Here is a 14,586-nt window from a genome sequence, read left to right as displayed (position 1 = left end):
GAAAAAAATCGGCCCAGATCCGCGAAATTTTAATCAGCGAGTCAGCTTGGGAAGAAATGACCTGCTTATTCGCACCTTCCTTAAGCCTATCGAACGCACCTCGATGAACTCCTGGGAAGATGCGGCTTTTGTGAAAGCAGTGGAAGCGACCGGGCGTAAAAAACTGATTATTTCCGCGCTGTGGACCGAAGTATGCCTGACCTTCCCGGCACTGATGGCGCTGGAAGCAGGATATGAAGTGTACGTTGTCACCGATACCTCTGGCGGGACCTCGGTGGATGCGCATGAACGCTCTATCGACCGTATGGTGCAGGCTGGCGCCGTGCCGGTAACCTGGCAGCAGGTGCTGCTGGAGTACCAGCGCGACTGGTCGCGTAAAGAGACCTACGACGCGGTGATGGATCTGGTGCGCGAGCACAGCGGTGCCTATGGCATGGGTGTGGACTACGCTTACACCATGGTGCATGGCGCTCCTGAGCGCAAAGCCTAAGGTGAGGATACCGGCGGGGGTGACCCCGCCGAATTGCAAGCGCAAGGAACCTATCGTCATGACGCAAAAGCACGTCACTCTGGTCATCACCCACGCCATTCGTCCTGAACACGTCGCGCAGTATGAAGCCTGGCTCGGCGAAATTATGCCGGTTGCGGCGAACTATCCCGGCCATCTGGGGGCAAACGTGATCCGCCCGGTTGACGGACAGACGGCGTGGAACATCATTATTCGTTTCGATACTCTCGAACATCTTTACGCCTGGACTCAGTCCGACGTGCGTCGCAAGCTGGTCGATGACATTTCTCCACTGCTGGCGGAAGGGGATCGCACTGAAGTGCGTACCGAAGCCGCATTCTGGTTTACGCCGCCGACAGCGCACGTCCGCCAGCCTAAGCGTTGGAAACAGTTCCTGATAACCCTGCTGGTGATTTTCCCGAGCACTAACCTGGTGCCCGCGATAACGGGCGCGCTTCTGCCGTCGTTCAAAGGAACCCTGCTGCTGCATTTTATCAATGATGCCTGTGTGGTCGCGCTGGTGGTCTGGCTCTGGATGCCCATCGTGACCCGCCTGTTTGCCGGCTGGCTGAAAAAAGCCTGATCCGGCGCAAGGAGAACGCTATGTCACAAACAGCCACACTGATCTTAACCCAGGGGCAGATTCATACCCTGGATAGCCAACAGCCCCGCGCCGAAGCGGTGGCGATTGCCGACGGTAAGATCCTTGCCGTCGGCACCGACGCGCAGATGATGTCTTACGCTGGCGAAGGCACGCAAATTATCGATCTTCACGGTCACACGGTGATCCCGGGGCTGAACGACTCGCACCTGCATCTGATTCGCGGCGGTCTGAACTATAACCTGGAGCTGCGCTGGGAAGGCGTGCCGTCGCTGGCTGACGCGCTGCGGATGCTTAAAGCGCAGGCCGACCGTACCCCGTCGCCGCAGTGGGTGCGAGTCGTCGGCGGCTGGAGCGAGTTCCAGTTTGCCGAACGTCGTATGCCGACGCTGGAAGAGCTGAACGATGCCGCGCCGGATACCCCGGTGTTCGTGCTGCACCTGTACGATCGCGCGCTGCTTAACCGTGCGGCGCTGAAGGCCGTAGGCTACACCAAAGAGACGCCGGCACCGGCGGGCGGCGAGATCGTGCGCGACAATAACGGCAACCCAACCGGGATGCTGATCGCGAAACCGAATGCCATGATCCTCTACGCCACGCTGGCGAAAGGGCCGAAGCTGCCGCTGGAGCAGCAGGTTAACTCCACTCGTCAATTTATGCGCGAGCTGAACCGTCTGGGGCTGACCAGCGCCATTGACGCTGGCGGCGGTTTCCAGAACTACCCGGATGATTACGAAATTATCGAACAGCTGCATGCTAACAAGCAGATGACGATTCGTATCGCTTATAACCTGTTTACCCAGCGTCCGAAGCAGGAGCTGGACGACTTTGAGCGCTGGACCGATATGCTCAAGCCGGGCCAGGGCACCGATTTCTATCGCGCCAACGGTGCGGGCGAAATGCTGGTGTTCTCGGCAGCCGATTTTGAGGACTTCCTGCAGCCGCGACCGGACCTGCCGCCGGGTATGGAAGATGAGCTGGAACGTGTGGTGCGCCATCTGGTTGAACACCGCTGGCCGTTCCGCCTGCATGCCACCTACGATGAATCCATCAGCCGCATGCTGGATGTGTTCGAGAAGGTTAACCGTGATATTCCGTTTAACGGCCTGCACTGGTTCTTTGACCACGCAGAAACCATTACCGAGCGTAATATCGAGCGCGTGAAGGCGCTGGGCGGCGGTATTGCGGTGCAGCATCGTATGGCGTTCCAGGGGGAATACTTTGTCGATCGCTACGGCAAAGATGCGGTAAAACATACGCCGCCGGTGGCGAAGATGCTGGAGATGGAGGTCCCGGTTGGCTTAGGGACCGACGCAACCCGCGTGGCAAGCTATAACCCGTGGACGGCGCTGTACTGGCTGGTGTCCGGGCGCACGGTTGGCGGAATGTCGATGTACGACGACGAAAACCGACTGCCGCGTGATGTGGCGTTGGAACTCTGGACGGCAGGCAGCGCCTGGTTCTCCAGCGAGCAGGGGAAAAAAGGCCGTATCGCCGCTGGACAGCTCGCGGATCTGGTGACGTTGTCGAAAGATTACTTCAGCGTACCGGAAGAGGAAATTAAAGGTATTGAGTCGGTGATGACCCTCGTCGATGGCCGCGTGGTGTATGCCGCCGGGCACTTTACGCCGCTGGCACCGCCGCCGATTCCGGTCCTGCCGGAATGGTCTCCGGTGGTGAAAGTCCCGGGGCACTACCGTTCTGCGCCTCCGGGAACAGAGCATCTTGGCGCGGTGGTGCAGATGCACCAGTGCTGCGGGAGCTGCGGCGTTCACGGGCACCAGCATGACTTAGCGCGTAAATCCGGCGTGCCGGTATCCGACGATCGCGCGTTCTGGGGCGCGCTGGGCTGTTCCTGCTTCTCGTTCTAACCCTTTCTTCCAGCCCTTACGCGTGCGTAGGGGCTGTCTCTTTTTGCTAAAACGCTGTTCACTTTGCTAACAGACATGGCACAAATGCAACAATTTGTGTCATTCTGTTGTTTCCATAGACAGTGAAGGTGGAAACATGGATGAACTGCTAACCCTTGGCTGTATCGTTCTATTCTTCGCGCTGGTGGTGGTGCCGGTTCTGGCGATTGTTGCATTCCGGCGCAGCACGGCCGTTAGCGCAGAGCTGGCATTATTACGCCGTCGGATAGACGAACTTGAGCAGCGCGGTGCGGCGAATGCGCCGCAGCCACAGGCCGCGGCAGTCGCACCCGCAGCGGTGCTGCCCGAGCCGATGCCTGACAAGCCGCCCGTTATCGACGTTGCCCCTGAGCCTGAAAACCCCTGGCGTGCGCAGCCTAAAACGGAAACGGTGCCTATCCCTAAACCATCTGCTCAACAGCCATCCGCTTTTGGCGGAATCATGTCGTCCCTGGTGCGCTGGTTTATGCAAGGCAACCCGCTGGCAAAGCTGGGGATTTTGCTGCTCTTCCTCGGTCTTTCTTTCCTGCTGCGTTACACGGTTGAACATTCCCTATTTCCGCTGGAGCTGCGCCTGGCGGCAGCGGCGCTGTTTGCGATTGTCCTGCTGGTCGTAGGATGGCGGCTGCGGCATAAGCAACCGGTGTATGCGCTTATCCTGCAAGGCGGGGCGACGGGGGCGCTCTATCTCACCGTCTTTGGGGCGTTCCGGCTGTGGCAGATGCTGCCAATCACGCTGGCTTTCGTGCTGCTGGTGGTCATTTGCGCGGCGAGCGTGGGCCTGGCTATTTTACAAAAAGCGCTTAGCCTCGCAATGCTGGCAAGCCTCGGCGGTTATCTGGCACCGCTGCTGCTTTCCACCGGCGGCGGCAGCCATGTGGCGCTCTTCTCTTTCTACCTTCTGCTTTCCGTCGGTATTCTCGCGATTAGCATCTGGCAACACTGGCGGGAGCTTAACCTCCTCGGCCTGTTGTTTACCTTTGGCGTTGGCGGTATTTGGGGGCTCGACGGCTATCGGCCGGAGTATTACCTGAGCTGCCAGCTTTTCCTGATAGCCAATACGATCCTTTTTGGCGTGCTGAGCGTGGCGCTGTCGCTACGTGCGCAGGAGAAAGGTAAGCAGATTATTGATGGGGTGCTGTTGTTTGCGCCGCCGTTAATGGGTTTTGGTATGCAGTACGCTATCACCCGGCATATGGAATACGGCCCGGCGCTCAGCGCGCTAGGCTACGGCGGTTTCTATCTGGCGTTAGCCTGGCTGGCACTGCGTCGCTATCCGGCTTTGGGAAGGCCGCTGGTGCTGGCGGCGCTGGCGCTGGGCGGGGTATTCACCACGCTCGCTATCCCGCTGGCGCTTTCAGCACGCTGGACGGCGATGGCCTGGGCGCTGGAAGGTCTCGGCATCCTCTGGCTGGGCGTTCAGCAGCAGCAGCGGCGAATGAGCTATAGCGGCACGGCGCTGCTGGTACTGGCCGTGGGCAGCGCGCTGTGGGCGCAGATGAACGGGACGTCTGCGCTTTCCCTGATGCTGATCTTCGCAGTACTTAGCCTCAGCTGGCTGGCCGCGGCCTGGCTGTGGCGTCATATTCAGCGCCAGGGCAGTTGGATTCTGCTGGCTGGCGGCCTGATCTTCTGGATAGTTGCGCTCATTGGTGCATCGCAGCTGGTGCTGAAAAAAGACTCGCTGGTGCTGTCTGGCGTACTGGCGCTCATGGCAATATCGGTCTGGGGCTGGCGGATGGTCGCCGAACGTCTGGCATGGCGGGCGCTGGATGCCAGTAAATGGCTGCTGTGGCCGACGATGCTGGTGGTGCTGATGTCGCAGATTTCGCAGCAGGTGATTTTTGCCGCGGGCTGGCAGAATCTGGCCTGGTGTCTGGCCTTACCCGCGGCGGGGGCGCTGCTCTGGCGTGATGCCGCAGCCTTGCCATCGCGTTTGTCGAGACTGGCGCACCTGTCGCTTTTCTGGATGATTTTGCTGGCGCTGGCGACGGAGCTGTTCTGGTTTACGCAGGATCTGCCATGGGGCATGGCGGCGTGGGGCAGTGGCCTGATGATGGCCGCGGGTGGCCTGCTTATCTTCCTCGTCAATGAGGCGGTTCATCGTCAGCGATGGCCGTTCCGCGTCTGGCCAGCACTCTACGCTTCTCAGGCGATGATTCCGGTTGCGCTGGCATTGGTTATCCTGCTGGTGCTGACGAATTTGCAGGATGGTGTGGTTTATCGTCAGAGCTGGCTGCCGCTGGTGAATCCGCTGGAAGAGGGGGCCGCTTTTGCGCTACTGGGGCTGATCGTGTTTTATCGCGTTTCACAGCGCGACTTCCCGACGCCGCTTTCACTATGCCGCCCCTGGCCGCTGGTTGCGCTGCTGTCGCTCAGCTTCTGGTGGCTGAATGGCATCCTGCTGCGCTCGCTGGCCTGGTACGGTGAAGTGGCCTGGAACGTGGAGGCGCTGTGGCATTCGCGGCTGATTCAGACCTGTTTCGCGCTGTTCTGGATGCTGGCGGCGTTGATCGTTATGCTGCGTGCGACGCGGCGTCGCTCCCGTCGGGAATGGCTGTGTGGCGCCGTACTGCTCGGGATAGTCATTGTGAAGCTGATGCTGGTAGACAGCGCCCGCGGCGGCGGCCTGGCGCGTGCCGTTGCGTTTATTGGCGTGGCGATTCTGGTGCTTATCGTTGGGTATTTTTCGCCGTTACCGCCCAAAGAGGAGACGAAAAATGAAATGGATTAATGCGGCATTATGCGGCGTGCTGCTCGCCGCCTCGGGGGCCGCGCTCAGCAGCGAAAGCGTTCAGGAATCGCCTACGGATTATGCGTCAGGCGTTGTGCTGGAAACCTCAGGCACATCGCCGTGGTATCGCGTTTCGCTTCCGCAAACGGTCTATCAGAGCACCGCCTGGCCGGATTTGCGCGATGTGCGGGTCTTTAACCATCAGGGGGATACGGTGCCGTTCGCGCTGGTGGCGCAGAAAACCCGGAGCGTGACGCCAGAGGCGATAGCGCTGCGGCTGTTTCCGCTCGATATGTCGCTGGCCCCGCCGCGCGATGATGCACGAACCGGCGGTGAGTCTTTGGTTTTTCGCGCCAAAAGCGGGGTCGAAATTCATTTGCAAAGCGATGACGTCAGCGCCATTGGACAGAGCTTTTTATTGACGCTGCCTGAAGCGATGACGGACTCGCTTTCGCTGGCGAAGCTGCGGCTTAACTGGGAGACGCCGGCACAGAGCTGGCAGGGTAAAGCCTCAGTTTATGTCAGCCGTGATTTGCGTAACTGGCGGCCTGTGCAAGAAGACGCGCCGTTGCTGGATCTGACGCGCGATAACGATCGTCTGAAAATGGACACTATCAGCGCCAGCCTGACGCTCTCTGCGCAAGGTAATCGCTACCTGCTGGTGATCTTCGACGCGAAAAGTCCGGCGCCGGCGTTACGCAGCGTCAGCGCCATCGCTGAGGCAAACGAACCCGAGTCAGAGCAGATCGTGATAATGGCTCAGGGGGAGCGGCTATCGGATGAGGAAGCCATCTGGCGCTGGACGCGGCCGCAGCCTCTGACGTCGCTACGTATCGATCTGGCCAGCGAAGGCGTTCTGCCGGTGGAGCTGGCCTGGCGTAGCGATGAAAATGAGCCCTGGCAACCGCTGACAAAAACCGTGCTGTATCGTCTGGAGGGGAAACGCGCAGAAGATATTCTTTTCTCCGGCCAACGTATTCAGGCCATCAGGATGAAAACCGTCAGCGCGCGATTACCGCAGGCGCTCCCCGCGCTGAGCGGCGCGCGCGACAGCTATCAACTGGTGTTTAACGCGCAGGGCAAAGGCCCCTATGTGCTGGCGTGGGGAAATCGGGCCGCAGAGCAGGCCGATGTTGGGCTCGATTTACTGATTCCGGCCTCGCTGCGTACAACGCAGCCCATCAACGAGCTTCCGTGGGCGGTTCCTGGCGATAACGTCACGCTTGGCGGAGACGCGCGGCTGACGGCAACGTCGGTTGGCGAACAGCAAAGCCAGTGGCAAACGCTGCTGGTGTGGGGGGCACTGATACTTGGGGTGGCCGTGCTGGCGTTTATGGCGTGGCGAATCTGGCGGGAAGTGAAAAAAGAACGTGCGGATTAAGCCATAAAAAAGGCTCGCCATGGCGAGCCTTTTTTCAATTCAACCGATTACAGGCTGGAGACGTTTTCGCTCAGGTATTTCGCCACGCCGTCCGGAGACGCGTTCATACCTTCTTTGCCTTTTTCCCACTGTGCCGGGCACACTTCGCCGTGCTCTTCGTGGAACTGCAGCGCATCAACCATACGCAGCATTTCGTCAATGTTACGGCCCAGCGGCAGGTCGTTAACCACCTGGTGACGCACGATGCCGTTAGCGTCGATCAGGAAGGAACCGCGCAGCGCAACGCCTTCGTCCGGGTGCTCGATACCGTAAGCCTGCTGAATTTCACGCTTAACGTCAGCCACCATCGCGTATTTCACCGCACCGATGCCGCCTTTGTCGACCGGGGTGTTACGCCATGCGTTGTGAACAAATTCGGAGTCAAAAGAGACGCCAACCACTTCAACGCCGCGCTTCTGGAACTCTTCGTAACGTTTGTCGAAGGCAATCAGCTCAGACGGGCAGACGAAGGTGAAGTCCATCGGCCAGAAGAACAGAACGCTGGCTTTACCCTGGGTGTGCTGTTTGAAATTGAATTTCTCAACGATTTCACCGTTGCCCAGTACCGCTGCAGCGGTGAAGTCAGGCGCTTGACGAGTAACCAGAACCATGGGGTTCTCCTTTGAATTTATAAGGTTAATGGAACGCAACGCGGGCCAGTATAGGGGGAGAAGGCGGTTAACACAAAAAGGCTATGACAATTAATTGGATAGGTTTTGCCTATTAATATTTTATTTTTCCCAAAAGAATAAGCATAGCTGTTCCTGGTCATAGCGCAAGGGCTATAGCGCTTTGTTTTTCGCTTTGAGCATCATTTGCGGGTAAAACTGCCAGAAATGGGTTTCCAGCCCGGCATAATGGGCGTCGAGGTCGTGCCATGAATCGCGCAGGGCGTCGAGCTTAGGGCGGCGGCTGGCCATGCCGTTGAGGACGCGTTGGATGAAATCCATGTCGCTGTAGCGCTCCAGCCAGCGCTCTGACCAGAGGTGTTCGTTGAGGGTAATAAAACGCGCCGGGGCCTGCGGTAGAATGTGGGTAACTTCCGCATGGGCATAGTGCACAAAGTCGGTAAGGGCGATATCCGGCGAAATTTGCGCCCAGTGACGCGACAGAAAGTGATCCCACATGACATCAAGCGAAATGGGGGCAACGCGGCGCGTTTGCGGACGGAACCACTCACGGGCCGCTTTCACCTGCGGCAGGCTGTCGGTCATCACGTCAATGCGTCGGTGCATATGAATACCGTCAACGACCGCGGCGGGATAGTCCTGCTGCGGGTTGCCGCGCACAAAATCGGCCAGTAAATTTCCCGACAGCGAACTGTCGGCGAGGTGTGCGAGGTGCAGGTGTGCGAGAAAATTCATTGATTGTTCTTTATCCAGAGGGGTAAGGGTTGCAGGGACGACGCCCCGGCACTAGACTACCCGCCTCATTATTAAGCCCAGAGTCACAGTCATGCGCGTTACCGATTTCTCCTTTGAATTACCTGAATCCCTGATTGCCCACTACCCGCAGGCCGAGCGCAGCAGCTGTCGCTTACTGTCTCTGGACGGGCCAACGGGCGCGCTGACGCACGGTACTTTCACCGATTTGCTCGATAAGCTCAACCCTGGCGATCTGCTGGTCTTTAACAACACCCGCGTGATCCCGGCGCGCCTGTTTGGCCGCAAAGCCAGCGGCGGCAAGATTGAAGTGCTGGTCGAGCGTATGCTGGATGATAAACGTATTCTGGCACATATTCGCGCCTCTAAAGCACCGAAACCGGGCGCCGAGCTGCTGCTGGGCGACGACGAGAGCATCAAAGCAACGATGGTTGCGCGCCACGATGCGCTGTTCGAAGTGGAATTTGACGATGCGCGCAGCGTGCTGGATATCCTCAACGCCATCGGCCATATGCCGCTGCCGCCGTATATCGATCGCCCGGACGAAGATGCCGACCGCGAGCTGTATCAAACCGTTTATAGCGAAAAGCCTGGCGCCGTTGCTGCACCGACCGCGGGTCTGCATTTTGACGAGCCGCTGCTGGCCAGGCTTCGTGAGAAAGGCATCGAGATGGCATTCGTGACGCTGCACGTGGGTGCGGGCACTTTCCAGCCGGTGCGCGTCGATAGTATTGAAGATCACATCATGCACTCCGAATATGCGGAAGTGCCGCAGGACGTGGTGGATGCGGTGCTGGCGGCGAAAGCGCGCGGCAACCGCGTGGTGGCGGTTGGCACCACCTCCGTGCGTTCGCTGGAAAGCGCAGCGCAGGCGGCAAAAGATGAACTGATTGCGCCCTTCTTCGGCGATACGCAAATCTTTATTTTCCCTGGCTATCAATACCAGGTGATTGATGCGCTGGTCACCAACTTCCATCTGCCGGAATCAACGCTGATTATGCTGGTATCGGCGTTTGCTGGTTATAAAAACACCATGAACGCCTATCATGAAGCCGTAAAAGCGGAATATCGCTTTTTTAGTTACGGTGATGCCATGTTTATCACGTACAATCCGCAGGCTATTTCTGAGCGTGTCGGGGATTAACGCCGCGACATGAGTGTTTAAAACGTCGGACTGTTTTTCTGACGCAGGAGTGAAGATGAAATTTGAACTGGACACCACAGACGGTCGCGCTCGCCGCGGCCGCCTGGTTTTCGATCGTGGCGTAGTGGAAACGCCTGCTTTTATGCCGGTGGGGACTTACGGCACCGTGAAAGGCATGACGCCGGAAGAAGTTGAAGCCACCGGCGCGCAGATTATCCTCGGCAATACCTTCCACCTGTGGCTGCGCCCGGGTCAGGAAATCATGAAGCTGCACGGCGACCTGCACGATTTCATGCAGTGGAAAGGCCCAATCCTGACCGACTCCGGCGGTTTCCAGGTCTTTAGCCTGGGCGATATCCGTAAGATCACCGAGCAGGGCGTGCATTTCCGCAACCCGATCAACGGCGATCCGATTTTCCTCGATCCGGAAAAATCCATGGAGATTCAGTACGATCTCGGTTCCGACATCGTGATGATCTTCGACGAATGTACGCCGTACCCGGCGGACTGGGACTACGCGAAGCGCTCCATGGAGATGTCTCTGCGCTGGGCAAAACGCAGCCGTGACCGCTTTGACGGTCTGGGTAACAAAAATGCGCTGTTTGGCATCATCCAGGGCAGCGTTTACGAAGATTTACGTGATATCTCCGTGAAAGGTCTGGTAGAGATAGGCTTTGATGGCTACGCTGTCGGCGGTTTGGCGGTCGGCGAGCCGAAGGAAGACATGCACCGTATTCTGGAGCACGTTTGCCCGCAGATTCCGGCCGACAAGCCGCGCTACCTGATGGGGGTGGGCAAACCGGAAGATCTGGTTGAAGGCGTACGCCGCGGTATCGATATGTTTGACTGCGTCATGCCAACGCGTAACGCCCGTAACGGTCACCTGTTTGTGACCGACGGCGTGGTGAAAATCCGCAATGCGAAGCATAAAAGCGATACCAGCCCGCTCGATGCCGAGTGTGATTGCTACACTTGTCGCAATTATTCACGTGCATACTTGCATCATCTTGACCGTTGCAACGAAATATTGGGCGCGCGCCTCAATACCATTCATAACCTTCGTTACTACCAGCGCTTAATGGCTGGTTTACGCAAGGCTATTGAAGAGGGTAAATTAGAGAGCTTCGTGGCCGATTTTTACCAACGTCAGGGGCGCTCCGTTCCACCTTTGAACGTTGATTAATTTTAATAATGAGGGAAATTTAATGAGCTTTTTTATTTCTGATGCGGTAGCGGCAACAGGTGCTCCGGCGCAGGGCAGCCCGATGTCTCTGATTCTGATGCTGGTGGTATTTGGTCTGATTTTCTACTTCATGATCCTGCGTCCACAGCAAAAGCGCACCAAAGAGCACAAAAATCTGATGAACTCCATCGCAAAAGGCGATGAAGTCCTGACTAACGGTGGCCTGGTAGGTCGTGTGACCAAAGTAGCGGAAACTGGCTACATTGCTATCGCACTGAACGACACCACTGAAGTGGTTATCAAACGTGACTTCGTAGCTGCCGTTCTGCCGAAAGGCACCATGAAGGCGCTGTAATATTCCGTTTTCCCAAAGGGAACTGCCGTGTTAAACCGTTATCCTTTGTGGAAGTACATCATGCTGGTCGTCGTGATTATCGTCGGCCTGCTTTACGCACTTCCCAACCTGTATGGTGAGGATCCGGCCGTTCAAATCACTGGCGTGCGCGGTGTCGCCGCCAGTGAGCAAACGCTGATCCAGGTCCAGAAAACGTTACAAGAAGAAAAAATTACCGCTAAGTCTGTGGCACTGGAAGAGGGCGCAATTCTTGCGCGCTTCGACACCACCGACATCCAGCTGCGCGCGCGTGAAGCGTTGATGAGCGTACTGGGTGACAAATATGTCGTGGCGCTTAACCTTGCTCCGGCAACGCCGCGCTGGCTGGCTGCGATTCACGCAGAGCCGATGAAGCTCGGTCTTGATCTGCGTGGTGGCGTTCACTTCCTGATGGAAGTGGATATGGACACCGCGTTGGGCAAGCTGCAGGAACAAAATATCGACAGTCTGCGCAGCGATCTGCGTGAGAAAAACATCCCGTATTCCAACGTTCGTAAAGAAGACAACTACGGTCTGAGCATTACGTTCCGTGACGCTAACGCTCGCGACCAGGCGATTGCGTACCTGACCCCGCGTCACCGCGATATGGTGATTAGCGCGCAGGGAAGTACAGCGCTGCGTGCGGTCATGACCGACGCTCGTCTGAGCGAAGCGCGTGAGTACGCGGTTCAGCAGAACATTAACATTCTGCGTAACCGTGTTAACCAGTTGGGCGTTGCTGAGCCAGTAGTTCAGCGTCAGGGTGCTGACCGCATTGTGGTTGAGCTGCCGGGTATTCAGGATACGGCGCGAGCCAAAGAGATTCTGGGCGCGACCGCGACGCTGGAATTCCGTCTGGTCAATACCAACGTCGATCAGGCGGCTGCCGCATCTGGCCGCGTGCCGGGCGACTCTGAAGTGAAAAACACCCGCGAAGGCCAGCCGGTTGTGCTGTACAAGCGTGTGATTCTGACCGGTGACCATATCACCGACTCCACTTCGAGCCAGGATGAGTACAACCAGCCGCAGGTGAACATCTCACTCGATAGCGCGGGTGGTAACATCATGTCTAACTTCACTAAGGACAACATCGGTAAGCCGATGGCGACCCTGTTCGTGGAGTACAAAGACAGCGGTAAGAAGGACGCCAACGGCCGCGCCGTGCTGGTGAAACAGGAAGAGGTGATTAACATCGCCAACATCCAGTCTCGCCTGGGTAACAGCTTCCGTATCACCGGTATCGGCAACCCGAATGAAGCACGTCAGCTGTCGCTGCTGCTGCGCGCGGGTGCGTTGATTGCGCCAATCCAGATTGTGGAAGAGCGTACCATCGGCCCAACGCTGGGTATGCAGAACATCAAGCAGGGCCTGGAAGCCTGTCTGGCCGGCCTGGTGGTCTCTATCCTGTTTATGATCTTCTTCTATAAGAAGTTCGGTCTGATTGCGACCAGCGCGCTGATTGCTAACCTGGTGCTGATCGTCGGTATCATGTCACTGCTGCCTGGCGCAACGTTGAGTATGCCGGGGATAGCGGGGATTGTGTTAACCCTTGCCGTTGCGGTCGATGCTAACGTTCTGATCAACGAACGTATCAAAGAAGAGTTGAGCAACGGGCGTTCGGTCCAGCAGGCGATCAACGAGGGCTATGCCGGCGCGTTCAGTTCCATCTTCGATGCGAACATCACGACGCTGATTAAAGTTCTGATCCTGTACGCAGTCGGTACCGGTGCCATTAAAGGGTTCGCGATTACGACCGGTATCGGTGTTGCAACGTCGATGTTTACCGCGATTGTAGGTACTCGTGCCATCGTAAACCTGTTGTATGGCGGCAAACGCATCAACAAGCTGTCAATCTGAGGAGTGCGATGTGGCACAGGAATATACTGTTGAACAATTGAACCACGGCCGTAAAGTCTATGACTTTATGCGCTGGGACTACTGGGCTTTCGGCATCTCTGGCGTCTTGCTGATTGCGGCCATCGTCGTGATGGGCGTACGCGGCTTTAACTGGGGTCTCGATTTCACCGGTGGTACGGTGATTGAAATCACGCTGGAAAAACCGGCTGAGATGGACGTGATGCGCGATGCGCTGGAGAAAGCGGGCTTTGTTGACCCGCTTCTGCAGAACTTCGGTAGCAGCCATGACATTATGGTACGTATGCCGCCTACAAAAGGGGCGGACGGCGGCCAGGTGTTGGGCAGCAAGGTGCTGAGCGTGATTAACGAGTCCACCAACCAGAACGCCGCGGTGAAGCGTATTGAGTTCGTCGGGCCTAGCGTAGGGGCCGATCTGGCGCAAACCGGCGCGATGGCGCTGCTGGTGGCGCTGATCTCTATCCTGGTGTACGTCGGTTTCCGCTTTGAGTGGCGACTGGCGGCGGGGGTCGTTATCTCGCTGGCGCACGACGTGATCATCACGCTTGGGATCCTGTCGCTGTTCCAGATTGAGATTGACCTGACCATCGTGGCCTCTTTGATGTCGGTCATCGGCTACTCGCTCAACGACAGTATCGTGGTATCTGACCGTATTCGTGAGAACTTCCGCAAGATTCGTCGCGGTACGCCTTACGAAATCTTTAACGTGTCGCTGACCCAGACGCTGCACCGTACGTTGATTACCTCCGGTACCACGTTAGTGGTCATTCTGATGCTGTACCTCTTCGGTGGTCCGGTACTGGAAGGCTTCTCGCTGACGATGCTGATCGGTGTTTCCATCGGTACTGCGTCGTCTATCTACGTGGCATCGGCGCTGGCGCTGAAGCTGGGTATGAAGCGCGAGCACATGCTGCAGCAGAAAGTCGAGAAAGAAGGGGCGGATCAGCCGTCTATTCTGCCGTAATCTGCCGCACTCAGGGCACGAATAAAAGCCGCAACGCCGTAGGGTGTTGCGGCTTTTTTATTGCCCATTTAGACTGTGCGTATTCCCTTACCTTGAACACGACATATCGAGTCATTATGGCCATCATCCCAAAAAACTACGTGCGGCTGGAAAGCGGCTACCGTGAAAAAGCGCTGAAACTGTTCCCGTGGGTGTGCGGGCGCTGCTCGCGCGAGTTCGTCTACTCCAACCTGCGTGAGCTGACGGTTCATCATATGGATCACGACCATACCAATAACCCGGAAGATGGCAGCAACTGGGAGCTTCTGTGCCTGTTCTGCCACGATCACGAGCACTCAAAATATACCGAGGCGGACCAGTACGGTTCAACGGTGGTGGCCGGGGAAGATGCGCAGAAAGATGTCGGTGAAGCGACCTATAACCCGTTTGCTGACCTGAAAGCGATGCTGAACAAAAAGAAATAAGCGGCACCGCGGGTGCGCTGTAACGCAT

General features: G+C 57.4%; 13 protein-coding genes. 11 read left to right on the top strand and 2 right to left on the bottom strand.

Translation table 11 applies throughout. The annotated features are described in order from the left end of the window. The 5 genes from V6942_RS04845 to V6942_RS04825 all read left to right on the top strand — a co-directional run. A partial coding sequence (locus V6942_RS04845) for an isochorismatase family protein (RefSeq protein ID WP_333500866.1) occupies positions 1-490 on the top strand: 490 nt, incomplete at its 5' end. A gap of 58 nt (positions 491-548) precedes the next feature. After that, the gene (locus V6942_RS04840; RefSeq protein ID WP_333500865.1) at positions 549-1,091 is read left to right on the top strand and encodes an antibiotic biosynthesis monooxygenase; all 543 of its coding nucleotides are present in this window, start codon (positions 549-551) and stop codon (positions 1,089-1,091) included. A gap of 20 nt (positions 1,092-1,111) precedes the next feature. Then, on the top strand, positions 1,112-2,980 hold the full coding sequence (locus tag V6942_RS04835; RefSeq protein WP_333500864.1) for an amidohydrolase: 1,869 nt from the start codon (positions 1,112-1,114) through the stop codon (positions 2,978-2,980). A 136-nt stretch (positions 2,981-3,116) separates the two neighbouring features. Then, complete coding sequence (locus tag V6942_RS04830; RefSeq protein ID WP_333500863.1) at positions 3,117-5,753, top strand: DUF2339 domain-containing protein; 2,637 nt, start codon at positions 3,117-3,119, stop codon at positions 5,751-5,753. Continuing rightward, positions 5,740-7,134, top strand: a complete 1,395-nt coding sequence (locus V6942_RS04825) for a DUF3999 domain-containing protein (RefSeq protein ID WP_333500862.1) — start codon at positions 5,740-5,742, stop codon at positions 7,132-7,134. The genes V6942_RS04830 and V6942_RS04825 overlap by 14 nt, the downstream gene beginning before the upstream one ends. A 47-nt stretch (positions 7,135-7,181) precedes the next feature. On the opposite strand, the gene V6942_RS04820 is transcribed toward V6942_RS04825, so the two are convergent. Together V6942_RS04820 and acpH are read right to left on the bottom strand one after the other, a co-directional pair. Then, complete coding sequence (locus V6942_RS04820; protein ID WP_333500861.1) at positions 7,182-7,784, bottom strand: peroxiredoxin C; 603 nt, start codon at positions 7,782-7,784, stop codon at positions 7,182-7,184. A gap of 171 nt (positions 7,785-7,955) precedes the next feature. Beyond that, entirely contained in the window at positions 7,956-8,537 is a 582-nt protein-coding gene (acpH, locus tag V6942_RS04815; protein ID WP_106928050.1) for an ACP phosphodiesterase, read from the bottom strand. Between the two features lie 91 nt (positions 8,538-8,628). On the opposite strand from acpH, the gene queA reads away from it, so the two are divergent. From queA to yajD, 6 genes are all read left to right on the top strand, one after another. After that, positions 8,629-9,699 (top strand): tRNA preQ1(34) S-adenosylmethionine ribosyltransferase-isomerase QueA, encoded by a 1,071-nt coding sequence (gene queA / locus V6942_RS04810; protein ID WP_106928048.1) that lies wholly within the window; start codon positions 8,629-8,631, stop codon positions 9,697-9,699. 55 nt (positions 9,700-9,754) lie between these two features. Further along, the gene (gene tgt / locus V6942_RS04805; RefSeq protein WP_106928046.1) at positions 9,755-10,882 is read left to right on the top strand and encodes a tRNA guanosine(34) transglycosylase Tgt; all 1,128 of its coding nucleotides are present in this window, start codon (positions 9,755-9,757) and stop codon (positions 10,880-10,882) included. Between the two features lie 22 nt (positions 10,883-10,904). After that, complete coding sequence (yajC, locus tag V6942_RS04800) at positions 10,905-11,237, top strand: preprotein translocase subunit YajC (RefSeq protein WP_002890398.1); 333 nt, start codon at positions 10,905-10,907, stop codon at positions 11,235-11,237. A gap of 27 nt (positions 11,238-11,264) precedes the next feature. Further along, positions 11,265-13,112 (top strand): protein translocase subunit SecD, encoded by a 1,848-nt coding sequence (secD, locus tag V6942_RS04795; protein ID WP_106928044.1) that lies wholly within the window; start codon positions 11,265-11,267, stop codon positions 13,110-13,112. Positions 13,113-13,122: 10 nt separating this feature from the next. Continuing rightward, positions 13,123-14,094, top strand: a complete 972-nt coding sequence (gene secF / locus V6942_RS04790) for a protein translocase subunit SecF (protein ID WP_182929396.1) — start codon at positions 13,123-13,125, stop codon at positions 14,092-14,094. Positions 14,095-14,210: 116 nt separating this feature from the next. After that, complete coding sequence (gene yajD / locus V6942_RS04785) at positions 14,211-14,558, top strand: HNH nuclease YajD (RefSeq protein WP_035895149.1); 348 nt, start codon at positions 14,211-14,213, stop codon at positions 14,556-14,558. The last annotated feature ends 28 nt before the right edge of the window (positions 14,559-14,586 follow it).

Source organism: Kluyvera genomosp. 2 (genome assembly GCF_036759865.1).
Classification (GTDB): domain Bacteria; phylum Pseudomonadota; class Gammaproteobacteria; order Enterobacterales; family Enterobacteriaceae; genus Kluyvera; species Kluyvera ascorbata_B.
The sequence above is the reverse complement of the archived record's forward strand: the minus strand, read 5'-3'. Positions and strand labels throughout refer to the sequence as shown.

Bases quoted from the DNA above. Each gene is read 5' to 3' on its own strand.
- queA (WP_106928048.1), top strand. From the start codon at position 8,629: ATGCGCGTTACCGATTTCTCCTTTGAATTACCTGAATCCCTGATTGCC.
- V6942_RS04840 (WP_333500865.1), top strand. From the start codon at position 549: ATGACGCAAAAGCACGTCACTCTGGTCATCACCCACGCCATTCGTCCT.
- tgt (WP_106928046.1), top strand. From the start codon at position 9,755: ATGAAATTTGAACTGGACACCACAGACGGTCGCGCTCGCCGCGGCCGC.
- V6942_RS04830 (WP_333500863.1), top strand. From the start codon at position 3,117: ATGGATGAACTGCTAACCCTTGGCTGTATCGTTCTATTCTTCGCGCTG.
- V6942_RS04835 (WP_333500864.1), top strand. From the start codon at position 1,112: ATGTCACAAACAGCCACACTGATCTTAACCCAGGGGCAGATTCATACC.
- yajC (WP_002890398.1), top strand. From the start codon at position 10,905: ATGAGCTTTTTTATTTCTGATGCGGTAGCGGCAACAGGTGCTCCGGCG.
- V6942_RS04820 (WP_333500861.1), bottom strand. From the start codon at position 7,784: ATGGTTCTGGTTACTCGTCAAGCGCCTGACTTCACCGCTGCAGCGGTA.
- yajD (WP_035895149.1), top strand. From the start codon at position 14,211: ATGGCCATCATCCCAAAAAACTACGTGCGGCTGGAAAGCGGCTACCGT.
- acpH (WP_106928050.1), bottom strand. From the start codon at position 8,537: ATGAATTTTCTCGCACACCTGCACCTCGCACACCTCGCCGACAGTTCG.
- V6942_RS04825 (WP_333500862.1), top strand. From the start codon at position 5,740: ATGAAATGGATTAATGCGGCATTATGCGGCGTGCTGCTCGCCGCCTCG.